Annotated in this window: 24 protein-coding genes; 1 reads left to right on the plus strand and 23 read right to left on the minus strand. The window is 58.1% G+C overall.

From position 1 onward, the window contains the following. Positions 1-221: 221 nt before the first annotated feature. Complete coding sequence (locus tag ACK2SD_RS07285) at positions 222-1,196, minus strand: hypothetical protein (RefSeq protein WP_412461757.1); 975 nt, start codon at positions 1,194-1,196, stop codon at positions 222-224. Between the two features lie 359 nt (positions 1,197-1,555). Between ACK2SD_RS07285 and ACK2SD_RS07290 the strand changes: the two genes are divergently transcribed. After that, positions 1,556-2,419 carry a hypothetical protein gene (locus tag ACK2SD_RS07290; RefSeq protein WP_412461758.1) on the plus strand — a complete coding sequence of 288 codons (864 nt, stop codon included), beginning with the start codon at positions 1,556-1,558 and terminating at the stop codon, positions 2,417-2,419. Positions 2,420-2,524: 105 nt separating this feature from the next. Here the strand turns inward: ACK2SD_RS07290 and ACK2SD_RS07295 are convergent, their stop codons facing one another. The 22 genes from ACK2SD_RS07295 to ACK2SD_RS07400 all read right to left on the minus strand — a co-directional run bounded on the left by ACK2SD_RS07295 (position 2,525) and on the right by ACK2SD_RS07400 (position 23,958). Further along, on the minus strand, positions 2,525-4,492 hold the full coding sequence (locus ACK2SD_RS07295; RefSeq protein WP_412461759.1) for a DEAD/DEAH box helicase: 1,968 nt from the start codon (positions 4,490-4,492) through the stop codon (positions 2,525-2,527). Between the two features lie 436 nt (positions 4,493-4,928). Continuing rightward, positions 4,929-6,839 carry a DNA topoisomerase gene (locus tag ACK2SD_RS07300; protein WP_412461760.1) on the minus strand — a complete coding sequence of 637 codons (1,911 nt, stop codon included), beginning with the start codon at positions 6,837-6,839 and terminating at the stop codon, positions 4,929-4,931. A 117-nt stretch (positions 6,840-6,956) separates the two neighbouring features. After that, positions 6,957-7,154 (minus strand): CrpP family ICE-associated protein, encoded by a 198-nt coding sequence (locus tag ACK2SD_RS07305; RefSeq protein ID WP_412461761.1) that lies wholly within the window; start codon positions 7,152-7,154, stop codon positions 6,957-6,959. Between the two features lie 421 nt (positions 7,155-7,575). Next, positions 7,576-7,962, minus strand: coding sequence for a hypothetical protein (locus tag ACK2SD_RS07310; protein WP_412461762.1), 387 nt, complete (start codon positions 7,960-7,962; stop codon positions 7,576-7,578). Between the two features lie 197 nt (positions 7,963-8,159). Then, positions 8,160-8,669, minus strand: coding sequence for a single-stranded DNA-binding protein (locus ACK2SD_RS07315; protein ID WP_412461763.1), 510 nt, complete (start codon positions 8,667-8,669; stop codon positions 8,160-8,162). A 13-nt stretch (positions 8,670-8,682) separates the two neighbouring features. Beyond that, entirely contained in the window at positions 8,683-9,228 is a 546-nt protein-coding gene (locus ACK2SD_RS07320; RefSeq protein ID WP_412461764.1) for a DUF3158 family protein, read from the minus strand. After that, positions 9,225-9,950: a PFL_4669 family integrating conjugative element protein gene (locus ACK2SD_RS07325; RefSeq protein WP_412461765.1), complete on the minus strand. Its 726-nt coding sequence runs from the start codon at positions 9,948-9,950 to the stop codon at positions 9,225-9,227. The genes ACK2SD_RS07320 and ACK2SD_RS07325 overlap by 4 nt, the downstream gene beginning before the upstream one ends. Before the next feature lie 481 nt (positions 9,951-10,431). Further along, the gene (locus ACK2SD_RS07330; protein ID WP_412461766.1) at positions 10,432-11,139 is read right to left on the minus strand and encodes a prepilin peptidase; all 708 of its coding nucleotides are present in this window, start codon (positions 11,137-11,139) and stop codon (positions 10,432-10,434) included. A 4-nt stretch (positions 11,140-11,143) separates the two neighbouring features. After that, the gene (locus tag ACK2SD_RS07335) at positions 11,144-12,445 is read right to left on the minus strand and encodes an STY4528 family pathogenicity island replication protein (RefSeq protein WP_412461767.1); all 1,302 of its coding nucleotides are present in this window, start codon (positions 12,443-12,445) and stop codon (positions 11,144-11,146) included. Continuing rightward, positions 12,442-13,137, minus strand: coding sequence for a DUF2857 domain-containing protein (locus tag ACK2SD_RS07340; protein ID WP_412461768.1), 696 nt, complete (start codon positions 13,135-13,137; stop codon positions 12,442-12,444). The genes ACK2SD_RS07335 and ACK2SD_RS07340 overlap by 4 nt, the downstream gene beginning before the upstream one ends. A 32-nt stretch (positions 13,138-13,169) precedes the next feature. Further along, the gene (locus ACK2SD_RS07345) at positions 13,170-14,879 is read right to left on the minus strand and encodes a ParB family protein (RefSeq protein ID WP_412461769.1); all 1,710 of its coding nucleotides are present in this window, start codon (positions 14,877-14,879) and stop codon (positions 13,170-13,172) included. 1 nt (position 14,880) lies between these two features. Further along, positions 14,881-15,231 carry an Arc family DNA-binding protein gene (locus tag ACK2SD_RS07350; protein WP_412461770.1) on the minus strand — a complete coding sequence of 117 codons (351 nt, stop codon included), beginning with the start codon at positions 15,229-15,231 and terminating at the stop codon, positions 14,881-14,883. A gap of 10 nt (positions 15,232-15,241) precedes the next feature. Then, positions 15,242-16,246, minus strand: coding sequence for a nucleoid-associated protein YejK (gene yejK / locus ACK2SD_RS07355; RefSeq protein WP_412461771.1), 1,005 nt, complete (start codon positions 16,244-16,246; stop codon positions 15,242-15,244). A 225-nt stretch (positions 16,247-16,471) separates the two neighbouring features. Then, the gene (locus tag ACK2SD_RS07360) at positions 16,472-16,999 is read right to left on the minus strand and encodes a hypothetical protein (protein ID WP_412461772.1); all 528 of its coding nucleotides are present in this window, start codon (positions 16,997-16,999) and stop codon (positions 16,472-16,474) included. Then, on the minus strand, positions 16,989-17,177 hold the full coding sequence (locus ACK2SD_RS07365) for a hypothetical protein (protein ID WP_412461773.1): 189 nt from the start codon (positions 17,175-17,177) through the stop codon (positions 16,989-16,991). Before ACK2SD_RS07365 ends, ACK2SD_RS07360 begins: the two co-directional genes overlap by 11 nt. After that, on the minus strand, positions 17,174-18,517 hold the full coding sequence (dnaB, locus tag ACK2SD_RS07370) for a replicative DNA helicase (protein ID WP_412461774.1): 1,344 nt from the start codon (positions 18,515-18,517) through the stop codon (positions 17,174-17,176). The genes ACK2SD_RS07365 and dnaB overlap by 4 nt, the downstream gene beginning before the upstream one ends. A gap of 3 nt (positions 18,518-18,520) precedes the next feature. After that, positions 18,521-19,219 carry a DUF2786 domain-containing protein gene (locus ACK2SD_RS07375; RefSeq protein ID WP_412461775.1) on the minus strand — a complete coding sequence of 233 codons (699 nt, stop codon included), beginning with the start codon at positions 19,217-19,219 and terminating at the stop codon, positions 18,521-18,523. Positions 19,220-19,478: 259 nt separating this feature from the next. Next, positions 19,479-20,231, minus strand: coding sequence for a hypothetical protein (locus ACK2SD_RS07380; protein WP_412461776.1), 753 nt, complete (start codon positions 20,229-20,231; stop codon positions 19,479-19,481). Then, entirely contained in the window at positions 20,224-21,108 is an 885-nt protein-coding gene (locus ACK2SD_RS07385; protein WP_412461777.1) for a ParA family protein, read from the minus strand. Before ACK2SD_RS07385 ends, ACK2SD_RS07380 begins: the two co-directional genes overlap by 8 nt. Before the next feature lie 290 nt (positions 21,109-21,398). After that, positions 21,399-22,691 carry a hypothetical protein gene (locus ACK2SD_RS07390; protein ID WP_412462283.1) on the minus strand — a complete coding sequence of 431 codons (1,293 nt, stop codon included), beginning with the start codon at positions 22,689-22,691 and terminating at the stop codon, positions 21,399-21,401. A 45-nt stretch (positions 22,692-22,736) separates the two neighbouring features. Beyond that, positions 22,737-23,321, minus strand: coding sequence for a cytochrome b (locus ACK2SD_RS07395; RefSeq protein WP_412461778.1), 585 nt, complete (start codon positions 23,319-23,321; stop codon positions 22,737-22,739). A 37-nt stretch (positions 23,322-23,358) separates the two neighbouring features. Beyond that, complete coding sequence (locus ACK2SD_RS07400) at positions 23,359-23,958, minus strand: TetR/AcrR family transcriptional regulator (protein WP_295485884.1); 600 nt, start codon at positions 23,956-23,958, stop codon at positions 23,359-23,361. Between the last annotated feature and the right edge of the window lie 32 nt (positions 23,959-23,990).

Genomic DNA, 23,990 nt, shown 5'->3' on the forward strand with positions numbered 1-23,990 from the left:
GGACTCATAGCGGCCACTCGTGGAAGACTGTAATCGCCCAGGAGCTCGCGATTACGCCGGCCGAGCATAGCCCGGCGGCAGTAGGCTTGAGTTCAGACGAAAGGGCACGACGTCGTCTGATAATTAATCACACCTGAAATGGGCCGGCGTTTCAGCCTAGGAGGGGTGACCTACTCTGCCCGCTATAAACTCAGGTGTGGCGTATCCTCGCCCGCTCAATGCTATTGACCATTTACTGTCGGCGGAGTGTGGCTAATCAATTTCTTCAACTCCTCAATCGAGTGCTCGGACGATTCCCATTCAACGTCCTCATTCTTAAGAGTGTTGATTAAGCTGTTCACTGAGCGGACCTTGTAATACAAGTCTCTAAGCGCTCGAGCCATTTGCAATTCATTTCGATCCGGAACGCGATAGCGAGCCACTAATTCTATATAATTGTCGTTGCGATCCCGTGTGTCATTGTGTTGGCCGCGGTGCAGCAAGTCTAGGCGCAGATCTTTATTGCGATCAAAGTTTGGTAGTAGCTGGCTATAACTGTCAATGACGCTCCCGTCGGTCATTGCCAGGTGGAAAAGTAATGAGTCGCTTTCCAGCTCAAATCGTTCGTTCCAGGTGTCGTATTGAAGTACTTGGATTAATAAGCCCTCCAGTACTTTAAGTAGTCGGTTGCAATAGTCGCCGAGCACCCAGTCCTTTTTGAAGGAGGAGATTTCCAAGGACGCCTTGGAGTGTATAAAGCAGAGTAGTGTATCAATTGCAATGTTTACTTCTTTTTCTAGTGTCAGGATTGTTTGAAGGTTCTTACTGGAGCTGCCCGTTCTGCGGTGCTCATAGGCCAAGCTGTGACTGTTTATCCTGTCTTCGAGAATTCCCAGTAAATCGTTAGCAGTTTCGCATAGAGATTCACATTTAGGTTTTCTGATATCAAGTTTGCTGTATGAAATGGAGTCATGCCAGTATCTGTACATGGCCTTATATTTGGTGATGACTGCTTCGTCACCGGCTTTATTGTGCAATGAGTGGAGCGTTTCAATGACCGGTGCAAAGTCGACTAGAACTCGCTCCGAGTTATGCGAGGGCTGCACCAACTCGAAAAACTCAGGAATTGAGAGGCTTTCTGATAGGTATCCTATCTGGCCATTGGTTTTTCGAAATCCTACAAACAGCTGAGTTTTTTTTCCTTTTTCGCTTTCCATTTCGCACCCATAGGTTAAGAAAAAATACGCAATCCGTGCACAATAACAGATCGTTGGTCTGTTCCGGACTGAGAAAATAGGATAAGAAGGTTTGGCCGATGTGGCTAGTAGATTTCGAGGGAGAAGCGCAACTAATTTTCGCGCTGACCTCGCATTCGGTTACAGGAGCAATGGCCGGATCCGAAGTAAAGGCATCAGCCTTAGGATCGAAAGAGGTCTGTCGCCAGGTAGATATCAGCCTGAACCAAACGCTGGAGGGCACCGGATTTCTTTCGTGTGACGTGCATGCTGTGGGAGCAGGCGCTATCCTAAATTTTGTATCTGCAAGTGTCATTCAATAATCTTAAGGGGTAGCTGCAATGCCTATCACTGTTCCGAATTTATCGTGGTATCAAAACAAGAGTTCTGAAAAAGGAGTTTCGGCGTCATGCCCCTATGCGAACGTAAATAAGTGTCCAAGGTACTATGCAAGCATTTATATGCTTGGTAAGGTCAGGATAACTACCTCCATTGGCGCTGATCAAGTGAAGGTTTTGGATTCTTTGTGGGAAGAGTCCGGGTTGTTGCCAGTCATAGGGGAGGAGGATACAAGCATAAGTGGGGATAATGGGAGGAATAGCTCGTTTAGTAATTTTTGTCCTGAGGTGTCTTATAGGTATTTTAATTATTATGCAAGTTATCTGGGTAAGTATGTCGATGGTATTGATAGAGACGTTGGGCATAGGGTTGCAGAAAGAGATGGTATTCCAGGTGACTGGAGATATGAGTGGTGGTCTCTGACGGCGTGCCACTATTTAGATTGTGATGTCTACGGTCAGGTCCATGAGTTTAACTCTAAAAAAGTAGGTAGATTTGACGGGCTTGCCCACCCTAATGTTGTCGTTCTCATAGGGAGGATGGAGCAGTGTCTTGAAAAAAATGATCCCGCAGGGGTTCTGCATGCCGCAGCCAGCATACTCGAAACAACAGCAAAAGATATCTTAAAAAGTGACAGTATAAAAAACGAGTCGCTGGGAGGCTTTATCAATAAGTATAAGAAGGAGTCGTCGCTGCCTGAAGATATCAAAAGTGTTGTGGGTGCAATATACGTGCTTAGAAATAAGATGCCCTTGTCTGGTCATGGCAGCACCCAAGCTCCAAGCATCACTATGCAAGATGCAGTTGTTATTGCTGCTGCTACAAAATTCGTTGTTGAAGTCGAGTATCGCATGACCAGAATTTAACGTGCTAAGCCTAGGGCGTTGTGCCGTGTGGCTCTCAGCGGGTTGGGGATTTTCATCGACTGGGCTAGGAGGTTCAGATACTCAGCAGGCGACCTTTAAGCGAATCTACGGGTTGATAACAGTGGCGAGCATAGCTTTAGCCAGCGCATCTTGCTGTTCTTCTGGCTCTATGAGTTCCAAGCTGACCTGACGCTTCGCTAATAGCATCTGCCACAGCTGCTGATCGATGCTGTTCTCCACAAGGGGTATTTTGACGATCACCGTCCTGAGCTGGCCATTCCGGTACGCCCGGTCTTCGGCCTGATCCTGTTGCCCTGGTGTCCAAGGCAAGCCAAGGAAGAACACATAGTTGGCAGCCGTGAGGTTGTTTCCGGTGCCAGCGGCTTGGGTGGTGCAGATGAAGACCCTGCACTCGGGATCGCCCTGGAACTTGTCGATCGCCTTCTGGCGTTTGGAGAGCGAGTCGCTGCCGATCAGGGTGACGTTCCCAACAGTGGCTGCATCGCACAGTTCCTTGAGGCGCGCCACGGTGGGCTTGAACTCGCAGAACAAGATGACCTTGTCTTCGGTGTCCAGCTCGCCGAGCAGGTCCATGGCGACCCTCACCTTCACTTGCTCGAGGTAATGGCGAAGCGCGCCTAGTCTCGCGAAGATTGGCCTGTCCTCGAGGCCGATCGTGTCGTACTTGCGCCGTTCTTCCGCACCCATTGCCACGGGCAGCAGCTGCCGGTGTTTACCTTTGAGCCCGGGCAGGACGTCTTTCCGCCGACGGAGCATCCAGTCTCCCAGTTCCACCCGTAGGTCCTGCCGGAACTCCGGGCTGCCGGCGAAGCGCTCGCAGAAATCGCTGAGGGACAATTGTCCGATAGGGTGCCCAGAAAGGCGCAGCAGGGTGTGCAGCTCTGTCTCGCGGTTGAGCACAGGAGTGCCAGTCAGCAGATAGCGATTGGGTACCTTGGCAGCGATATCGAAACCATGGCGTGTTCGTTCGGCGGTCGGCTCCTTGAGATGGTGCGCTTCATCTACCACGAGGACGTGATAGTGCTCAGCCAACAGCACGTAGTCGCCGAGGCGCTCGTAGTTGATCAGCATCCATTGCGCCTGCGGATCATGCTTCTGCAGGGCGATCGTCGCTTCAGGGTAGACAGCCAAAACCTCCCGTTGCCAGTTGATCAGCAATGAAGAAAGGGTCACGACCAGGATAGGGCGGCCAGCCGCACTGATGTGGGCAGCGATGACGGCCTGGCGTGTCTTGCCGAGGCCCATGTCGTCAGCCAGCAGCGCGCTTGTGCGCTGGAGTAGGTGAGCGATACCTGCTGGCTGGTGATCGAGCAGGGAGTAGCCGACCAGGGCCTGGGCGATCATGGCATCAGAGAACTCGGTGCGCTCGATCGGCGAGACGGCAGCGAGGTAGATGTCGTTGGAGGTCTCCTCGCCACTCGCGGTTGCTGTGGGTTCTTGCGGGGTGCCGCCCAGGCTGATGCGGGGAATATCTGCTGCCGGCACGACAGAACCATCGCCCAGGAGCTCCTGCACGACGTCCAGGATCTCGAACTGCTCCTCGACCAGGCCAAGCTCCAGGATCAAGTTGCTGCGCAGGATCTCTGCAGTCGCATTGATGCGCCAGGAGCTTGATCTGCCAAGGAACACGCCGCGCATTCGCCGTGCGACGGCGACCACGCCGGGATGGTAGTCACCTGACAGAAGGACACCGCCCTCGGCCAGCGGTGCGATGCGCAGCAGCAATCCCCAGGTGAAGGCGTCTCGGCGAGGAGCACTCAACGCGGACTCGATTTTCCGGCGGAATGCCTCCCATGACTCCGTCACCTTGCCACCGGCCAGTTCGATCAGCTGGTGGTAAACCAGGTCCAGCTCGTCGATGAACTTGGCCTTAGGCATACGCCAGTAGCGGCAGAGCGGGTGGTCGCCGCGGCGGATAAAGAACCCGCTGCGGGCGAACATGACCTTGTTCGCACCTTCAATGTAGGGCATGAGGATGCCCATGTCGTAGCCGTCAAACACGGCGGCTTCGAGCAGCACTGGCTGGCTGTTTAGGAGGCGCGGGCGTTTCAATTGGTGCCTGCGCTCTTGGGCTTCATCGGCACAGTCTGGTCGAGGTGGTAGGCCGGCATCCATCTGGTTAAGAGCACTGAGCCGTGAAGCGATCCGCCCTGGCCACTGATTACGTAGGCCGTTGGCTCTGTGCCCTTTGATACACGTCTGCGCTCCTGTTTCCAGTACCCGGCGGTCTTGATGTCGCCAGGTTGTAACGGCCAGCATGAATCGCCTGGGCGTGACTCATAGTGGGGGATGTTCGGGTTTTCTGCCTGCTCGGCCTTCAGCCGATCAATGACTTTCTGGGAACGGGCCACAAGCACCTCTAAGGGGATGAGTAGTCAACACGTCATCATTCAAGGTGCGCCTGCCCGCACCCTTAGGAACGAGCAGATTGTCAGTTGCAGGGGAGCGGCTACAGGAGAAATGGAATACCGCCCTTGACGCATTTCGGCTACATGCCCCTGGGCTTGGACAGATCAGGTTTGCCATTCACGGAGGGGTAGCTCACGCGGCAGTTGTTGACCTTGTAGCCGGTGCATCCCCAGAAGTCGTAACCCCCTTCACCGTGCTTTTGCCGGCGCGCCAATGGCATCCCGCATTTCCCGCAGGAGTGTCCGCCCTCGGTGCCTGGCGTGGCCTCCGGCGATCGCGATTTCATCGCTACTGTGGGCGACTGTCGGAGGCCTGCAAGCTCCGTCTGCAGATGCTGATAGAACTTGGCGACTACTGAGCCGTACTCTTCCTCGCCCCGGGCGATTCTGTCCAAGTCCTTCTCCAGCGTGCTGGTGAACGCCAGCTTGACGAAGCTGAAGCGACCCTCCAACTGGTCGATGGTACTCACACCTAAGGGACCAGGGACCAATTTGCGCTTTTCTTCCACCACCAGGCCTTTACTGGTGATGTTCTTGATGATGGATGAAAACGTGCTGGGGCGTCCGATCCCGAGCCGCTCTAGCTCTTTGATCAGGCTGGCTTTGGTAAACCGTGGCGGTGCCTTCGTCTTCTGGTTCAGCACCTCGCCCTGGAGGACACTGAGGATCTGTTTGGGCTCGAGCACCGGTACCGGGTTCTTGGGAATGTCGGTGGACTCTTCATCGGTGTCGTCTTGCTGCAGAAGCTTCATCCAGCCGAGATAGGCTACTGTGCTGCCAGTTGCGGCGAAGCGTAACGGCCGCTGATCCGGCCCTCTGGCCAGCAATTTGGCCGTGCGCACATCGTAGATGGCGTCCGAGAGTTGGCTGGCCAGCGCCCTGATCCGTATGAGTTTGTACAGCGCTTGCTCATCAGCGGACTCGCCTGCGGCTTCATCCTCCCATGCTGTTGGCGCAATCGCGGGGTGACCTTCCTGGGCGCTCTCCGCAGCCTTGAACGTCCGGCGCTCGTCAACCACGTCCAGGCCTTGTCTGCGAGCCACAGCCTGGATATCTGGCATGGCCTCATCGGCCAAGTTGGGGTTATCCGTCCGGTGATAGGTGATGACACCCTGCTCGTACAGGCGCTGCGCAACCTGCATGGTTTTATCCGGATCCCATTTCAACGCCACGCTGGCTGCCTGCTGCAAGGTAGACGAAATGAAGGGTGGAGGGGGCGGGCGTCGCTTTTTGCCGTCTTCGCATGACTCGACAATTACCGCACGGGTCTCGGCAACCCTTGCCGCGAGCGTACCGTCCTGGATGTAGGGGTTCTCTTTACTGGCGAAGTCGGGGATCGGCTGCCAAACAGCCGTCCAGGCCATGCCAGTGGTGTCGTCCTTGAAGGTCAACTCTACCCCGAAGTGGTGGACCACCTTGAAGTTCCTGATCTCGCGCTCGCGCAGCACCACCAGGTACAGGGCAGGCGATTGGACTCGGCCAGCGGAGGTTGGTTGGCCAAGGACTCGGCGAAGCTCCTGCGTGACCAGATAGCCCACCAGGCGGTCCAGCACCCGGCGGCACTCTTGTGAGGCAACGAGCTGCCCGTTGATCCTCCGAGCATTAGCCAAGCCTTCACGCACCCTGGCCTGGGTGATCTCGTTGAACGTGACCCGCTTGTATTCGCGGATGCCCAGTGTTTGCTGGATATGCCACGCGATGCTTTCCCCCTCCCGATCAGGGTCGGTGGCGATGTAGACCTCAGTGGCTTCCTTGAGTGCTTTGCGTATGGTGCTGACGTTGCGGGCGCTCTTGGGCAGGATCTCGTACACCGGACGAAGGGTCTTCAACACGCCGGTAGTGATCATCGTGGCATCCTGGCCCGACTGGGGGAGGTCACGGATGTGGCCACCAGAAGCCACTACCACCCAGTGCTCGCCAGGGCGGATCTTCTTCATCATGGGCCCAAGCTTCTTCAGCTTGCCCGGTGCCTCGATGATCATGAGTTTCATAGGGTGCCCCTGAACAGTTAAATCAGGGGGCACTCTTGCCGCCGACCGGGGACGGCACAACGCGAAATGGTCAACAGCAATGGAGGGAATTCGGAAGCCAGGCTTACGGAGGAAGGGTCAAAAATTGAGGGTGAGCTGCTGCGCACGCTTGTACCCTTTCAGCCAGGAGGCCAGCATGGCGGGGTGCTTGTACGGGCAGGCGTACACGGGAAGCCCTTTCTCGGCGGCCTCTACCCCTGCTGCCTCCACCGTAGGGTGAGGGTTGTTGAAATGGCGCCTATCCGCTTTTCGCCCCTGGGCAATTTCGCTCTGCATCGAATGGTCCTCATCAGCGCCCCTGTTTCTGCCGGGCAAGTCACGCCTCAAACGATCCTGATTCCGGTAATCCCACGATGAGGCGCTTTTTTTCGCCGTGGCAGCTCAGTTCGGTACAAGTTAGCAGTCGTAAGGCGGAGATGCCGTCAGTAAATGGTAATTTGCCAATGCGACGATTTCATCGTTGCCCCTGACCTGGGCAAGCGCTGCTTGCAGCGCCCCTTCGGAAACGACTTCCCGACCTGGCTGTAGGAGCTTCCCGAGGTACGCCTCTCCTGCAGAAGCTAGCTGTCGACCGAAGCGCCTCGACATCAGACCGCAACGGCAAGAGTGGGCGGTTGCGATGACCTGTCCTTGTTCCCCGAAACTTCACGAGTGGCGCGGGGAAAATTGCCTGTAGGTCTGAGATCGAATGCTTCAACTAGTGGGGAATCATCATGGAACGGTATAGCGCCGACCAGGCCAGCAGCGTCGCGCTGGGGGCTTCTGCAGCAACACGCACCATCATCTCAGCATCCTGACCGGTGCTTTCGTAAACTGCGTGACCAAGTCGAACAAGCGCAGACGGTACGCCTGCATTCCGTGCCTTAGTAGCAAACTCATACTCCTCGGCCTGCCCATACTCAAGGGTGGCACTAAACCGGGAGCGGAGCATCTCGATAGCATCCACTTCTGCCTCAGGCAACAGGATCGACTCCCCGTTGAAAAAGACCTGGCGGACGCCGTTGAGCGCCTGAACGGCCTCCATGTAGCGCGAGGCGTCTACTGTCGCTTTGACGGATGGATATTCCGGGTAGTCGTGCTGCATGCTGCGTTACCTCGAAGGAGAATGAGGTGGCGAGAGTCCGTTCTTGTCACCAGAGGCTTCACGATCGGCGCCTGAAAAAACGCCTACCGGGCTGTGGTGAGATGACATGGAGAGGCTTCATCAGAGGGCGGGGAAGCTCGAAGCAACATCCTTGTCACCAGGAGCTTCACGATGTGGCGCGCGAAATTAAGGGGGGGTCACAGGGGGATGTCGTCGTCAAAACTGTCGTAGTGACGCATGTCTTCGGGGGTCGGCTGAGGCACGTTTTGAGCCTGAGCGCCGCTGGTCTGACTGCGTTGCTGCCCCTGTGGTTGATTGGCTGGGCGCTGACCTCCACCATTCCCAGACAGCGATACATGTTCGATCCGGTGCGGAAGAATCGCGACCCGGCTGGCTTCGACCTTGAGCGCTGACACTTCCTGACCACTCTGCTTGTCTGTCCAGCTGTCCATGACCGCACGGCCAATCACCAGTACGCGCATGCCCTTCTGGAAGAGAGCTGCGAAACGCTCGGCATCCTGATGCCACCATTCGACGTTGGCCCAGAAACCACCACGGTCCTTGTAGCCACCCTGGCCGTCAGGGATCGAGTTGTCGAACATCACGTTGAGTCGCAGCATGTGCCGCGGATCTTTGTTGCCGTTGGCGAACGACCGGTGTTCAGCAGCGTTGCCGACGTTGCCTTCCCAAACTACTGGTGTACCCATGGTGTATCTCCGTTCAGTGTTGAGGTGGGTTCATGACCTGCTGCAGTCGAGCCTGATATTCGGCCTCGGCCTGCCCCATCTTTTCTGCGCACTCGGCGGCCTGTTTGCCGATGGAGTGGATGAGGCTGATCTGCATGTTCAGGGTGATTCGGTGTTGCTCCAGGGCGAACAGGTCCTGCAGCAGGCTGACGGGTGTTTTGGGGGCGTGGACCAGCTGCGTCCAGACACCGAAACCCATGCGCCGACCTTGCACGCTTTGCCAGCGCAGAAAGGTTGTGCCAGCGGCTGTGTTTTGCTCGATGAGCCTGACGGGCAACAGGGCGAATGGATGTTGGCGAACCTGGGCCAGTACTTCCTGGCTAAGGGTGCGCAGCCCGGTCTCCAGCGACACACAATGTTCGGCCAACTGGATCAGCTCCCCCTTACCTTTAAAGGGCTTTAAAAGGCCTTTTAGTGAGGCACTCTGTTGCAGCCCCTGATAGGCACCCTGTTGCAGCGGTTTGAAGGCACCCTGTTGCAGTGTGTCTTGTGGTCGGGTGTCCGGATGCATGATGGTCATCCTTCAACGTCGAGATCGTCATCCATCTCTTGGGCTGGATCTGCCGAGACCCTGCGGATGGGAGGTGCGAAGTTCGAGCGGCGAGTACCTTCCAGGATGTCCTGGGGAATTTCGCCGTGTCGCTGATACATCTCACGTGCGTTTTCCGCTCGTGCATTGTTGGCAGCGAAGTCATCACGCGATGCACCCGAGAAACGGTGGAGCTGGGCCAGGCCAAAAAGACTGCGCAGCAGGTGGGCACCTTCATCAATCCAGATCTCGCCATCGCGGCGGCCGATCATGGCGACGTGCTGAGCCAGCAGGATACGGCGCACGACTTCGTCGTACTGGGTCAGCAAATGGACACCCTTGAAACCCAATGGGTTGGAAATGAAGAGCGGCAGTTTCAGTGGTTGAACCGAGAGGTTCTCGCCGATCTCCAGCGCCTTGGGCAGCTGTGCCATGACTTCATCAAGGCGGCTGTCGATGGACTTGAGAGCATCGTCGACCTCCCGGATCTTTTCTTCGATCTTGATCATCCACCAGTCAGAGTAAGGGTCGTCCTGAGCGGCACCGCGATCAATCTGATTGATCTTGGAGCAGAAGCCGGCCAGGCCGAGGATGCTGTGCTTGTCATCGCTCTTCTGGCGGCCAAGCCAGATTCGGGCAGCATGGTGAGTATGGAGAGTCAGCTGGACCTGGCTCCGGAGGGAGCCGATGTTGAGCTGATAGTTGTCAGCCATGGACATGGTTTCCTTATATAAGGTGGGTGAGCGATGTCCATGCTCCTTTCAGGCTGTCTGGGCCGCAGTATTAAATGAAGAACCCGCACTGCTGGATTTGTCGGCTGAGTTGAGCCAGTTGAGGCGGGAAAGACCCCGAGGTGTTGCGGGCCGCAACAGTGGATGGCGTTCGCGGTGGTTGAGTCGGCTGGGACAGCAGTTGTCCAGGCGCGAGGAGTGTTGCGGGCCGCAACACTGAATGCAGATGGCGGTGTCGGGTCTTAGTCGGCAACCACTTCGCCTATAGAGTGTTGCGGGCCGCAACACCGGAAAACGATGCAGGTGCCAGCAACAGCCTCTGATAGTGCCCCCATTTCGCATCAAGTGTTGCGGGCCACAACAGTGGATGGATATGTCGATGCCGCCGTCCGGGCCAGAGCGACATCAATTTCCGGCTTTTTGAATGTTGCGGCCCGCAACACTGAAGACCTTGTGTCAGCTCTCAAGGAGTGAGGAAGAGGATTGATCCCCAGCCTGCGGCGGAGAGGAAAGGGCCAAATGGAAGTTTTGTGGTGATCGTAACCTTGCCCTGGAGTTTGAGGTACAAGGCGGTTAGAGCTGCGGCTAGTAGGGATAGCACTAGAGTCCAGCCCAAGACATGCAAGCCACCCCAGGCACCAATCATGGCGAGCAGCTTGAAGTCGCCTCGTCCCATGCTGTCCCGTCCAGTAATCAGCCTGACAAGTTGGTGCATGGACCAAAGGCCCATATAGCCAGCGACGGCCCCCCAGAATGCTGTTTCTAGTGACGTGAAAACCCCAAAGGCGTTTACGACCAAACCAGCCCAGATACCTGGCAGCACCAGCGCATCTGGCAAGATGTGGTGCTCCTTGTCGATCAGACTCAGTACCAGCAAGCACCAGGTCAACAGCAGGGCGAACAATCCTTGCGCAGTGGGACCAAAGTGCATCGTCCCCACAAGTGTTAACACGGCACAACCGATCTGAACTCTCCAGACTTCTGACCTGGAAGGCGCGGTCAAACGAAGCTCCTGCCGCTTGGCAGACTCCAGCCCGAGCAGTTCCCGAGCATCCTCCTGGCACTGATGTTCCAGGATTGCCGGCAGCCGTGAGGCGCCCCAGGCGCATAGACGTCCGGCCATCATGCCCAGCACGACGCCGCCAAACAGCAAGGTGAGTTCAACAGTCATTCGATCACTCATCGGCCGCCTCTACGTGGCGTCGGGGGTTCAGCAGGTTTTGGATCGAGCTGAGCGTCGAGTTGGCGGTGCGCATGGTGGTCGCCGTCGGTGCTGGCCTCTGGACTGCGGGCGGTGTTGGACGGGCAATCGCTTTCGCCACCGGAGGAGGCGTGGACGGAGCTGGATCAGACGATGCAGGGCGCCACTCCGCGTTGAAATCACCGCGAATAGCCTTGCCTGCGAGGGTCGTCAGGTAGGCCAGGGGTTTGGCAACGTTCCCGGTGGTGCAGCGGTGCCTCCACTGGTTGATCACCGCTTCTCGGACGTTCTCCGGCACTGGCCCCATGATCTCGCGAGCCTTCACACGGTCCTCGGGCTTGAGGGCTTCCAGGGCAAGTAACCAATTCGCACCTGTGCTCTCGCGAGGTTGTACAGAGCTTTTAGATACAGACTTGTCTGTATTTGTATACGTACTGTCAGAGTTCGGACTCCGAACTGAGGGTGTACTCAGGGGTTTTGGGCTGAGTTCGGATGCCGAACTGAGGGGGAGATCCCCTTGTTTTACGGCGTTCGCGCTGAGTTCGGAATCCGAACTCGGGTTAGCCGTGGGCAGATCTGGCTGAGTTCGGATTCCGAACTCAGGGGCGGGCAGTGCATTCTGCTGACTTTCCACCGCCCACGTCTGGGCATTTAGTCGATCGCTGAACGTGTCCATGCGCGAAGGTAGCCGGCGACCCACGTCAGGATCGCTGGTGAACTCTCGCCAGGTGATCGCGGCGATGTCCTTGATCGCTTTGTTCTGGTGCTCCATGGACTGCATGAGCAACGTCATGTAGTCCTTGTCGAACTCAAGCGCCTCGGCGGGCGTTACCGGCTCATCATGGAGCAGGTAAACGTTGCCCTGTACTTGACCGTTGATCTCATTGCGCACGGTCCGGCCCAGGCTCAACCAGCGCGTCAGGCGAAGCACGGTTAAGGCTTTGGCCACGGTTTCTCTAGATGCATGCTTGCCCGGGTTCATGCCCAGGTATGGCCGCAGCTGATCGTAGGTGGGGAATGCTGTGATGCCATCTTCATTCACAAGCAACCGGAAGACTTGCCAGCAGTTGCGTTCCAATGGTGTAAGCCGATTGTCGAGCAGGAGCTTACGCGGGACCGTTTCATGCGGATTGCCGCTGAAAATGATCCCGGAATAAGGTGTGGCAGGCCTGGCAGTAGGGGCGGTGTCCTCAGCTCTCTTTTTCTGAACATGGGCCTCGAGTTGCCCCGAGGCCGAATCCAGGAGCGTGGAAATCGGGAACCGTGCGAGCTTCATCGTCTGTGATCGCCTTCCCCAGAGTGGGCAGAGGCGATACAGCTGTCATCGGTACGGCGTGTCCCGCTCTCTTCCTGCAGCGTGAGCTGCCGACGCTCGGCGGTCTGGGGCTTTTCCTTGTTGCCGGGATACAAATCCTGCTCAATCCACAGGGTTATCCGTGACCAGATTTGCGCAAGCGTCAAACCGTCGGTACTCAGTTCTTCTGCCACCAGCATGGCCACGTCAAGCATGGCCAAGCTGTCCTCGAGCTCTACTCGGTTCTCATCCATCAACTTGGTCCAGCGGTGCCAAATATGATGGTCCTGGTCTTCTGAAAGCTCGGGCCATCGGCCACGCGGGGCCTTGACCCCGATGACCGTGCGCTGCAGAGCGATTTCTTGGGGGGTAAGCCCGAAAAATTTGTTGAGCAAGCTCGTGGTTGCCCCCAAGCGAATTGCTCGCTCGATAAGCCGCGACTCCTCTTCTGTTCGCGCAGCCCCGGTCAGCAGCTTGAGGATCATTGAGCTGTTGATGGAAACGTGGACCCAGCTGACAGGCGTATTGCGCAGCAGGCTGAGGACGGTGGGATGCTGGATCTGGCCCAGCACCTCAGGTTCCACCCCCATCTCCACGCACCGTTGCAGTTGGCCATTCCTCATGAGGTCAAGAAGTTGCGACAGTACCGCTTCGTTAAGTGTTGACTTGGACATTGAGACTCCCTCCCATTCATCTCATCTAGGGTTCAGCTGTCCTGGTCTTGCGAGGACCGCTTGAACGCTTCGATTTCCAAGTCGATCAGTCGACGAGCCAGTCGAATGATGCGGAACAACTTGACCAGGGCGCCGTCACTCAGACGGCCTTCGTCATCTGGTGCTTGCGCGGCACCTTGTGGTTGGCCCAGCAGCAGCTGGCCAAGGCCGGCCGCAAACTCGAACTCACCCAATGCGCCGGCGGGGTCTGGTTGTTCATTCAACATCTTCAGGGCGATGGCCATGGCACCGCTCAAAGACTGGAGCAGCGTCAGGGTATGTTGGGCTGTCGCAGATACCTCAACATCGGTTTCCGGCTGTTTGTACTTGAACCCAATGCCACCATCGATGGCCTGGATATCGCCCGGGCCGTTCACGGACTCGAGGATCTCCACGGCGAGCTGCGCAACCTGGTTACGCAGCTCGGTAGGCTCATCGATCTGGCGCTCGATGTACCAGAGGTCTGTGATGGGGTTGAGTCCCCCCGCCTGCACGGGGATAGCGACCAGGCAGTTAGAGTTGAAGTCGGGTAGCGACTCCCCGTTGAGGGCGGCAACCTTTGCCTTGGTATCAAGTACGCGCTGGCTGAGGTTCGCAGGGGACGCAATGTGTCCCGTAATGCGCTGCTGCTGTTCCTCAGGTGTGAGAGAGGGAGTGTTCGCTGGCCCATCAGGCTGAAGCGGTGTGCGCTCTTGCTGCGGCGAGCTACCCGCGTCTCCATTACCTTGTGGCGATGGAGGAGGTGTGGTGCTCCCTCCAGTACCTGGACCAGTAGCGGGAGAGGAGGGAGTGTTCGACGGGTTGTTCGTCGGCAACTCAACCACGGGGGTCGAGCGCCGGAGCTTGTCTTGCTGCTGGGTGATCTCGAGCAGGATTTCCTCGTAGCCAAGCGGCAGGGACTTTTTCATCGTTCCGATGAGCTCGTCCTGGAACCGCTCGAACAGGAACTCTCCTGCGTCGCCTTCGAACTGAGCCAGCACATCCTGGAACAGCATCTCGAAGTCGACGGCCTCGCTTTTGTAGTGTTTCTCCCAGCAGGCCAAGCTGGTCTTGCGAAGGGCGATGATTTTGGTGATCCGATCGACACCAAGGCCCGAGTACAGCAGGCCAGGCACTGCTGGCAGCACATACTGGAGGGTATCCAGCATCCGGCTGATATGGGACGGAGAAACTGGATAACCGTCCTTCGTCAGGCGCCGTGATAGCTCTCGAACACCCACATCCTCGCCGCTTTCAGCCTCATAGAGCGTTTTTGCATTACCAACACCCACGGCACGCTCGATGAATTTGAGCTCACCTTTGAGGTCTTCAGCCAAGTGGCCGGTAAGCATGATGATTTCGCCGCGGACATGGTCCCAGGGGCGGAATAGGAAGTTGACCCGTTTGAATTTGGGATCACCTGTCTCTTGGAACAGCTCCTTCAGGATCGTGATGCGCGTGTTGCCACCGTTACGGATCCGGTACTTCTCCTCACCGGGTCGACGGGTAATCGGTGGAGGTGTGTCCAGGCCTCGGTTTCGGATCGACTCTTTGATTTCGTCGTACCGTGGGTTGCGCGTGGTACGAGGGTTGTCTTCCCATGGCAGGACAACGTCAATGTCCAGTGCCATTGGCGTATCAGCGATCGGATCGCTCATGACCGTGGTCGATGCTGTAGGGGTGAAGCCTGGGGCCAACAGCTTGGCCTTGAGGTCTGCGGCCATATCAAGCGCCTACTGCAGCAGCGTGGTGCTGGGCCAGTGGTGCCTGCTGGCGGAACAGGTGCAACACTTCCTGGATGTCGTCCTGTGTTGGTACGGCGTTTTGCAGCAGGCGATCGATGACCCGGTATGCCCGGCTCAGCTCGGCCTTCAACTCTTCTGTATTGATGGCGCCATCCAATAATTGCTGGGTCGGCTCAAACTGGGCGTTGAGAAGCGACTGCTCGAGGCGATCAATAATCTCGCTGTTCATGGAGCGGTGATTCTTACGGGCTACGTCCGCCACTTGCTCTCGCATGCCCTCGGGCAGGCGAACCACGAATTTGTCAGCGGTACGGGAATTGGTCGTTTTCATAGGGTTCTCCTTACTGGCGGCGCTTGAGTTGGTCGGTGAGCTGAGTGGGCAGGTTCTTGATCGTCAGGGCGCCGGAGTCGGCGTCGTAAGTGACGTTCGAACCAAGCAGGTGCGCCTCAAAGCTGATCGAGAGACCTTCGGCGCGGCCGGTGAATCGGCGGAATTGGTTGAGCACGCGTTTGTTGGCCGGGATCTCGGGCGAGAGGCCGTAGTCGCTGTTGCGAATGTGTTCGTAGAACGCTTGAGGACGGTCGTCGTCGAGGACCACGGACAACTCTTGCAGGGAGAGAGGCTGCCCCATCTTGATCTGGGTGGAGGCGTAGTCGAGCAGCGTGTGGGTTTTCTCCCGGGCGCTGTCTTCTGGGAGATCCTCCTTCTCGACATATTCGGTGAACGCCTTGAGCAGCGTACGGGTTTCACCTGGGCCGTCGACGCCTTCCATGCAGCCAATGAAGTCCCGGAAGTGGTCCGAGTTCTTTCTGCCCGTCTTGCCTTTGATGAAGGAGATGTACTGCTTCGACTTTGGATTGTTGCGCCACTCGCTCAGGTTGATCCGCGCAGCGCAAGAGATGCTGCCGGTATCCAGGTAGCGTGAGAGCACGACATTGAGATCTCCATCAAGGCACACGGTCTCGACCTGCTGCAGCACGGCGATCATCAGGTAATCGGTCATGCCTTGCTGGTAATGGCTGAAGAGCACATGCCCGCCGGTGGCCAAGTTGACTTCCTCCAACAGCTTCTGCAGGTGCTCCACGGCCAGGCGGCTGAAGCTGGTGAAGTCGTGCTTCTCTTCCAGGTATTGCTTCAACCAGCCGCTGAATGGGTATGCACCTGACTCCCCTTGGAAGAAACCCCACGCCTTGCCTTGCTTGGCGTTGTAGCTGTCGTTCAGATCGGCCTGCAGATTCTCGATGACATCGGTAGGCGGTAGCTCAGTGTCTCGGGCATGCAGAACCGCTGGGCTGCCATCCGGTTGCTTGTCGAGCAGGTGAACAATTGCGTGGCGAATGGGCATTATTGAATCCCCCGAGAAGAGCTGTTGTGGGCTTCTGCACGGCGAAATAGAGCCCGAGCATTACGCTCAGTGCGATGGTCGCTCGGTGTGCAGGAAGTGAAGATTGGTGTGAAGCCAGCCTTGGTGAACTTCAGGTGGCCGCTATTGCAGCGGGTAAGGCTCCAGCCCTCGGCCAAGGCGAACTCGGCGAGTCGGCGAACGCTGGCATGTGCTCCGCGCAGGAGGTTACGCATTGCTGACCCCCTGGCCGGGGCAAAGGGCATTGCCAGCTTGAATGGCCACAATCTCCGGATTGCAACCTGGGTACTGGGTGGCCAGATCGGTCAGGAACTCACGAGCTGCCTCCCGCGAGCCAGGGATACGGAACACGACGGTGCAGTGATGGGCATCGCCCTCTGCCATGCTCAAGCTTGGCGCCACGGCGACTTTCAACCGGCTGCTCAGCAGGTGATGAGGAACCCAAACAGACCAGAAGTAACTCGTCAGCTGGGCCGACTGGGAGAGGAGGGTGACAGCCAGCGTACCGTTACTGCAGGCCTCGACCTCGAGGTACTGCAGCCGCGCGAGCTCACGCAGAGGCGTTTCCAGCTGCTGGCTGACCACTGTCTGGCCAAACTGAGCGAGTCGGGTTATCACCTGGCTTACCGCATCGAGCCAGACTGGGTTGAGACCCGATTGGTGCGCGAACGCCAGGGCTGAATGCTCAGCGCCGGCAATTGCCGGGACCGATGGATAGGTGCGCTCAGTCTCCACTGGCCACCTCCTTGAGCAACTCAATGTCGTCGCTGTTGCATACCGGGCACACCAGCACCTCGGCTTCACCCTCCGGAGTGTGCTCCGCAGGGTGCACCTGGCGAACTAGGTGCAGCGGGAAGTGACGGTCACAGCCGCGACAGGTATGAGTAACCAGCTGGGATTGCATGGGCGTCATGCGGCAACTCCTTGCCAATGGTCAGCAGTGAGGTTTGCGAAGCGCGTCTGGTTGGCGATGAAGGCCGCACGGACAAAGCCCGTGGGCCCTTGTCGCTGCTTGCCGATGATCAGTTCGGCCACGCCTTTCTGCTCGGTGTCCTGGTTGTAAACTTCGTCCCGGTAGACAAAGAGGATCACGTCCGCGTCTTGCTCGATTGCGCCGCTATCACGCAAGTCGGCGTTTACAGGCCGCTTGTTCTGCCGTTGCTCCAGCGCACGATTCAGCTGGGAAAGCGCGACGAGCGGGCAGTTGAACTCCTTCGCAATACCCTTGAGGGAACGGGAGATCTCGCTGATCTCATTGGCCCGGTTCTCTTGGCCAGGGCAGCGCATCAGCTGCAGATAATCCGCCATGATCAAGCACGGTTTACCGAAGCGGCGGGTAGCCCGGCGCACCTTCGCGCGCATCGCTGCAGGCGTCAGGTTGGCGCTGTCGTCAATCACCAGCCTGTCGCCATAGGCATTCAGTCGGTGGACTGCGGCGCTGAGCTTTGGCCAGTCTTCCTCCTGGAGTTGGCCAGTGAGCAGCCTGCCAAGATCGATGTGACCCAGAATGGCAAGCATGCGATACAGCAATGCCTCGGCCGGCATCTCCATACTGAAAACGATGACCGATTCGTCCGGGGCCTTGGCCAGTGCGGCATCCACAATGCTCAAGCAGAACGATGTCTTGCCCATGGATGGCCGGGCGCCGACGATGATCAGGTCTGCTGGCTGCAGGCCACGAGTCATCTCATCCAGGTCGGTGATACCTGTCGGTACGCCGGTCACGGTCACGTGGCCGTTGAAGTTAGCATCGATCTTGTCGACGACGGACAGGAGTGCCGCGTTCATGTCGGTAAATTCGCTGACAACTCGGCCTTCGCCCAGTTTGAACAATTGCTGCTCAAGTGAGTCCTGCACCACGGCCGCATCAGCAGCCAGGTCGGCGGCCTCCCGCGTGCCCTGGAAGCACAGGGACATGATGCGACGAAGGTGCGCGCGGTTGCGCACGATCGAGGCATACGACTGGATGTTGGCTACCGAGGGCGTGTTCTTCGCCAATTCCACCAGGTAGGGCAAACCACCGACTTCCTCAGGAACAGCCATCGCTTCGGAAATCGTCACGACGTCGAATGGGCTGTTTTTCTCGGACAGTTGCTGGATGACATGGAAGATCAGCTTGTGCTCAGCCCGGAAGAAGTCATCCGCCTGCAGCTGATCTCCGACCAGGTCCCATGCTTCGTTGTCCAGCATCAGGCCGCCGAGAACACCTTGCTCGGCTTCGATGGAGTGAGGGGGGGAAAGATCCAAGCTCATTTCCTAGGCCCCTCCACTGATACGGTGAAGCGGGTCGCGATTTACGCCGCGATGCAACTGAGCCCGCTGACCAAGCCTGTAGCCAGCCGCCAACGAGCCTCGGTCGTGCCCCCTGGCTTCCGTAGGGGTAATGTCGAAGCGCTTCAGCTCAGGGTGATGCACCGTCAGGTATGCGGTGATATCAGCCTGGGTTTCAGCGTCCAAATCTCCGGCAAATTCGCGAACCTTGGACGCGATTGCCTGGATCCAGCCCTCGGCGAACAGCTGGCCACGACGTCTCTTGGTCTTCAGTTGGCAGCGCTTCTGCTGTGCCACGTGGTCTCGACGTGCCTTCTGCAGCTGCAGGATGAGGCTGCTGTAGGTATACGAAGCCAGATCCGGGCCGATGCCCTTACCCAGGAACTTGAAGCAGTAACCCTTCAATGGGTGGTAGTAGGAGAGGTGGCTGCAGTCGAAGGCGCCGGCGCAGGTGGCTGCAAGTGAATGCTGCCAGTCCGCCGGTGAGCGTCGGGTCTGCGTGGGTACGCTGGCTTCCTCGACCTGGTTCGCTCGCAACTCTTCGGTTTCGATGGCGTACTCAGACATGAGCCAACGGGCTTGGCGCATGGCAGTCGCCGCCTCGTTTGGATTTGCGCCCGGGTTGTTAGCCAAGGCCATCAGCTTGGTGACCTTATCGAGGATCTTCTGCTTGTCCACGGTCATACCAGGTCCCCCTCTGGCTTGAAGAGAGGGTCGGCGCCGATGAACACCTCGGCGGGAACGGCCGGCCACTCTGCGCGGAGAGCGTCAAAATTGCCCTCATTCCAGCAGCGCAGAAACTCCATTGGAGAATCACATGGGTGTTCTAAGACATACGCGATAGCAGCTATAGCGGCGTTGGAATTGCGTTGTTCCGCGTAGGGTGCGACACCAGCCTCGCTGGGTGCACGCATCACCCCGACTGGCTTCTGATCGTGCGTGCTCATGCCTGACCCTCCAGCTTATTCGCTGCAGGCACCAGGGCCTCTTGCCAGAGGCGCAGTGTCTCGCGTTCTTCTGCGGTCAATGCAGTCATGGCAACAGCTTCGGCAACCTTCTCCTGCAGGAGTCGCAGGCGTTCCTCAACCGACGAACCATCGTCATACGCAAGGTGCCTGGTCATTTCGTCGATCAGGAAGTAGCGGAGTGATCGAACATTCCCGGCGCGATGTTGCTCTGCAGCGATCCCATAGAGTCGATCAGGAAGCTTCAGATCGTTTCTGATGTAGATGTTGAACTCGGCGGAGTTGTACGAGGTATGGAACTGCCGTGCACGATTCAGGATGAGTGCAGCCTTGATCGTCTCCAGCAGGTCCTCAGGAGTCTCGCTCGGCAGTGGGAATGTACGGGCCACAAGCTGTTTCGACAGTGCATCCCGCGCATCCTGGCGGCGTTTCGTTTCTCTTTCGGATCGAATGCGCTTTTCCTTCGCATGGGTGACAGCGTTACCGACCGATTCGACGATCTTCGCTGCTTCGAGGAGTTGATAACGCTCATCAGGACTCAGCAGCGCACCGAGGTTTGCAACCAGGCCGCCTCCTCGCTGGCTACCGTTGGCAACATTCCTAAGCTCAGTGGCAGTGGAGGTGAGTTTGGTCTGGATGCCACGCAGATCTTTCGAACTGTACAAGCGAGCCAGTCTAATTACCTCGTCTACTGTGACGCCCACGGCATGGGCTGAGGTGGGTTTAGTCACGGCGGGCCTCCTTCACGATCTCGGCGACACGCTCTTCTGTCATAGCCTCGAAGCGGTCTCTCCACTCAGGGAACGCTTCGATGGCCAGGCTACGGATAACGCTTAGGGCTGACGGAGACTTACGGTTCGATGGTTGGCGGTATTCAAGCCGATGGGCCGGCACACCTTGGCTGGCGGCTTTCTTGAAGATCACGGCGTCTGGAATGATCGACTGCAGGACGGTGTAGTCCGGATTTCCATCGAAGATTTCGCGCACGGTTCGATGGATCTCGCGCGCGTCAGCGGTTTCATCCAGGCCGTTGATGATGATGTTGATGTGGGGAATGGTGAGGCCGAGACGCGCGTAACTGCGCAGCCCATCCATCATGTGGATGGTTCCACGGCTGAATTCGCGCGCGGCCAACATGTTCGGGGGGAGAGGGGAGAGGATGACGTCGGAGGCGAGAACGACCATCTCCAGCATCGCAGAGCGGGCGCCCTGGGTGTCAAAGAGGATCAGGTCGTAATCGTTATCGAAAGCCGACATCAGGTTGGCTAGCCGCAGCCGGCCGTCTGGTGCCTGCAGTATGAGGTTGTTGAGCTGGTTGTTGGCGTCGTTGGAGATGATGACGTCGAGATTCTTGATGGACGTCCGGGAGATGATCTTGGACCGATCGGTCTCGTTGTAGGAGAGCAGCTCGAAGATACCGCCCGGGGCCGTATATTCCAGGGGGTAGTAGGAGGATGTCGAGGGTTGAACTGGGTCCAGGTCGATCAGAAGGGTGCGCAGCCCTGAGTCAGCGGCGAATGCCCCCAGGTTGGTGGATCCAGTGGATTTACCGGTGCCGCCTTTGGTCGAAACCTTACCAGCTCGTTTTGCTTTCTTCAGGTGTGTCATTGCAATGCCTCTAATGTGGTTTTCATTAGAGGCTGCGTGCCTAGTCGCTTGGATGGTGCTAAAACCCCTCCCTAGGTGATGATCCAGGCCCTCGAATCCAATTGTCTTTTAACCAATTGGTCGTAGGTTCGAATCCTACACGACCCACCATTTTCAAAGCGGTTGGTGAGAGACAGCGGCAAGGCGCACCCGTGCTGATGCCCATCTCGCAGCCGGTGAGATTCATACGAGGAGCCCGCCCATTGGCGGGCTTTTTCGTGTCCGGGTATCCGTATTTCCCTCGGAGCGCTTCAAAACGGCATGGCCACCACCAACTGGCTATAGAGGTTGGTACCGCTGCCGCCCACCTGATTGCCGCCATCGTGCTCATCCTTGCGCGGCTGATACAGACCCACCAGCGGGGTGACGATCAAGTGATCGTTGATCGCCCATTCGACATACAGGTCCAGTTCCCTGGCTGCGAGGTTTGGTCGGTCGCGGGTGCGCAACGTATCGAACTCGAAGTACAGCGCGCCAACCGTCAGGTTACTCCTGGGCGTTGCCTTGAGCCCCAGATGATGCACGCCAGCGTTGCTGTTGAAGGGGCCGGCATAGTTTCCGGCGACTTCGCCTTGCAGCCAAGTGCCATAGCCGCTGGCCAGCCCGCTGAACAGCGAATCCCAGCCGGCTGAATAGCGGCTGTAGCGATAGGTGATCTGTGGCGTCCAGGGCAACTGCTCGAAGCTGTAGCCAGCCTGCAGATACCACGCCTGCTCAGCACCGCCGCGTGTGTTCTGGTGGGCGTATTCAAACGCGAAGTGGGCGTTGTCGATGCCCGCATTGTCTTCACCTCGAAGGCTGTACACGTCCATGTCCTTGCGAGCACTCTGTGAGGCGCTGGCCCAGCGGTCGTCCACGCCGATGCCGTGAATCCAGGTGAGCCCCAGGGTGCCCAGTGCGTGGGTGTAGTCCAAGGTGCCGGCGGCCAATTCGGTATTGGCCTGGGCGCGATTGTCCGACTGCAGCCACAGCAGGCTGCCATGCACGCCGTCATCACCGCCGATCCTGAGCCGAGCGGTGCGATCAAACGCGTGGCGTGCCGCCAGGTAGTAAGCGCCACCACGGTTCAATGCCCCCTCGGCTGGGCCTTTGCCCAGGTTCGGACCATCGTCGTTGATCAGAAAGCCGCTGCCCACGCGCAGGGTCTGGCGGCCTGCGGAGAAGTCGATGCCGTCCTTGCCCAGCGCAGAGAACAGGTCGCCCGAGCGCCAGCCCAGAAAAGCGTCCTCGATCTTGGTGGTGCGTTCGGACCCGTTCGTGTTCCCGGCAGCATCGCCATCACCCCAGGTGCCGGAGCTTACCCAGTTCAGGCTGCCATACAGCGCGCTCGTTGCGCTCAGGCGTTGGTCCGCGCTCAGGCCGTACTTGATGAACCCTTCACGCCATGTGGAGCCGCCCGAGGTGCCGTCGTAGTTCTTGCGGCTGTTGAACGTGCCCCACACGGCCGTGATGTCAGCGTTCACGTGACGATCTTCGTCGGCGTACAACTCAAGCGCCTGCACAGGGTGATTGGCGAGCAACACGGCGATGGCCACCGGCAGCATGCGTTGTGATCGGTTCATCTCTATTCCTGGGCGCGTCGGGCGCTTTTAGGGTCTGAACTGGGGCAGCATGCGTTTGAGGACGTCATCGCGGCGTCCCCAATGGTGGAAGGCCGCAGCGGCGATGTGCAGCGCCACCACGACCCAGGCCACCCATTTACCGAGGAAATGGTGGACGACATCTAAGGGCGCTTCGAACGCTTCGTAGCTCAGATCGAAGGTTTTGCTGATCCAGGCGAACAGTGCCGTGCTGTCGAAGCCGGTTACGCTGAACAGGCCGAAGTCTGTGGGCGCCCCTGTGCCGAGATAGCCGGTCAGCGGCAGTACGATCATCAGGCTGTAAAGGCCGCAATGCGCCACGTGGGCAAGCCGATGCTCGAGTTTGGAGCCGAGTGGCTCATGGGGTTGGATTTCCAGTAGCCGCCAGAGCAACCGCGGGAGTACGAGAAATCCGATCAGTAGGCCCAGCGCCCAATGGATGTTGAGGACCGGCAAGGATTCTTCGGACGTGTCGTCCATGAACCAGATCACGTAGTACACGACGATGTAGGCTGCGATGAAGGCCGCAGCGGTCGTCCAGTGGAAGAATTTGGCCAGCACGCCAAAGCCCGTTGCGGTGTTACGCCATTGCATCGTAGGTACCTCGTGAGTCGACAGGACTAGGCAGTCTTCAGTGGGCCTTGAGCCCAGTGAGCAGACGCTCCAGTTCCTGAAGGGCCTGGGTCAGGCGCGGCTGTTGATCATCCTCGACCTCGGCGATCCAGAAGGATGCCTCCGTGACGGCGCCATAGAGCATGCGCGCAGTGACCTCCGTATGCAGCGCAGCGACGGTGCCGTCAGCTACCAGCACATCCAGCGAGGCCCGCAACGCTGCAATGCCGACTGACTGCGCCGCCTGCGGGACATCGCCGAACACGGCACGCGCATCCTGCAGGATGATGCGGCGAATCTCCGGCTCCACCGACAACTCCAGGTAGGTGCAGCAGCGCCGGCGAAAGCTTTCCCAGGGGGTGGGCGCCGCGTCCGCAACGGCCTGCAAGCGCTCGGCGACCTCGGCCTCGATTTGCTCGATGACGGCCAGCAGGAGGCCTTCCTTGTTGCCGAAGTGGTGGTAGAGCGCGCCGCGGGTCAGCCCGACTTCAGCAGTGAAGTCATCCATGGAGGTGTGGGCGAAACCCTTGGTGGCGAACGCCAGGCGCGCCGTTTCCAGCAGCTTGGCGCGAGTTTGCTCGATCATCGTGGCGCGAGTGCGCCGTGTCTGTGGCGGCATGGAGCGTGCCTCGGTCATTGACATACGCAGCG

This window comes from Pseudomonas sp. SC11, from assembly GCF_047039205.1.
GTDB classification, from domain to species: domain Bacteria; phylum Pseudomonadota; class Gammaproteobacteria; order Pseudomonadales; family Pseudomonadaceae; genus Aquipseudomonas; species Aquipseudomonas boreofloridensis.

Coding starts and splice junctions, on each gene's coding strand:
- ACK2SD_RS07325 (WP_412461765.1), bottom strand. CDS start 9,950: ATGGCTGACAACTATCAGCTCAACATCGGCTCCCTCCGGAGCCAGGTC.
- ACK2SD_RS07395 (WP_412461778.1), bottom strand. CDS start 23,321: ATGCAATGGCGTAACACCGCAACGGGCTTTGGCGTGCTGGCCAAATTC.
- ACK2SD_RS07350 (WP_412461770.1), bottom strand. CDS start 15,231: ATGAAAACGACCAATTCCCGTACCGCTGACAAATTCGTGGTTCGCCTG.
- ACK2SD_RS07335 (WP_412461767.1), bottom strand. CDS start 12,445: ATGAAGCTCGCACGGTTCCCGATTTCCACGCTCCTGGATTCGGCCTCG.
- yejK (WP_412461771.1), bottom strand. CDS start 16,246: ATGCCCATTCGCCACGCAATTGTTCACCTGCTCGACAAGCAACCGGAT.
- ACK2SD_RS07400 (WP_295485884.1), bottom strand. CDS start 23,958: ATGCCGCCACAGACACGGCGCACTCGCGCCACGATGATCGAGCAAACT.
- ACK2SD_RS07320 (WP_412461764.1), bottom strand. CDS start 9,228: ATGACCATCATGCATCCGGACACCCGACCACAAGACACACTGCAACAG.
- ACK2SD_RS07285 (WP_412461757.1), bottom strand. CDS start 1,196: ATGGAAAGCGAAAAAGGAAAAAAAACTCAGCTGTTTGTAGGATTTCGA.
- ACK2SD_RS07300 (WP_412461760.1), bottom strand. CDS start 6,839: ATGAAACTCATGATCATCGAGGCACCGGGCAAGCTGAAGAAGCTTGGG.
- ACK2SD_RS07330 (WP_412461766.1), bottom strand. CDS start 11,139: ATGACTGTTGAACTCACCTTGCTGTTTGGCGGCGTCGTGCTGGGCATG.
- ACK2SD_RS07375 (WP_412461775.1), bottom strand. CDS start 19,219: ATGACCGTGGACAAGCAGAAGATCCTCGATAAGGTCACCAAGCTGATG.
- ACK2SD_RS07340 (WP_412461768.1), bottom strand. CDS start 13,137: ATGTCCAAGTCAACACTTAACGAAGCGGTACTGTCGCAACTTCTTGAC.
- ACK2SD_RS07365 (WP_412461773.1), bottom strand. CDS start 17,177: ATGACGCCCATGCAATCCCAGCTGGTTACTCATACCTGTCGCGGCTGT.
- ACK2SD_RS07385 (WP_412461777.1), bottom strand. CDS start 21,108: ATGACACACCTGAAGAAAGCAAAACGAGCTGGTAAGGTTTCGACCAAA.
- dnaB (WP_412461774.1), bottom strand. CDS start 18,517: ATGAGCTTGGATCTTTCCCCCCCTCACTCCATCGAAGCCGAGCAAGGT.
- ACK2SD_RS07390 (WP_412462283.1), bottom strand. CDS start 22,691: ATGCTGCCGGTGGCCATCGCCGTGTTGCTCGCCAATCACCCTGTGCAG.
- ACK2SD_RS07305 (WP_412461761.1), bottom strand. CDS start 7,154: ATGCAGAGCGAAATTGCCCAGGGGCGAAAAGCGGATAGGCGCCATTTC.
- ACK2SD_RS07315 (WP_412461763.1), bottom strand. CDS start 8,669: ATGGGTACACCAGTAGTTTGGGAAGGCAACGTCGGCAACGCTGCTGAA.
- ACK2SD_RS07310 (WP_412461762.1), bottom strand. CDS start 7,962: ATGCAGCACGACTACCCGGAATATCCATCCGTCAAAGCGACAGTAGAC.
- ACK2SD_RS07290 (WP_412461758.1), top strand. CDS start 1,556: ATGCCTATCACTGTTCCGAATTTATCGTGGTATCAAAACAAGAGTTCT.
- ACK2SD_RS07345 (WP_412461769.1), bottom strand. CDS start 14,879: ATGGCCGCAGACCTCAAGGCCAAGCTGTTGGCCCCAGGCTTCACCCCT.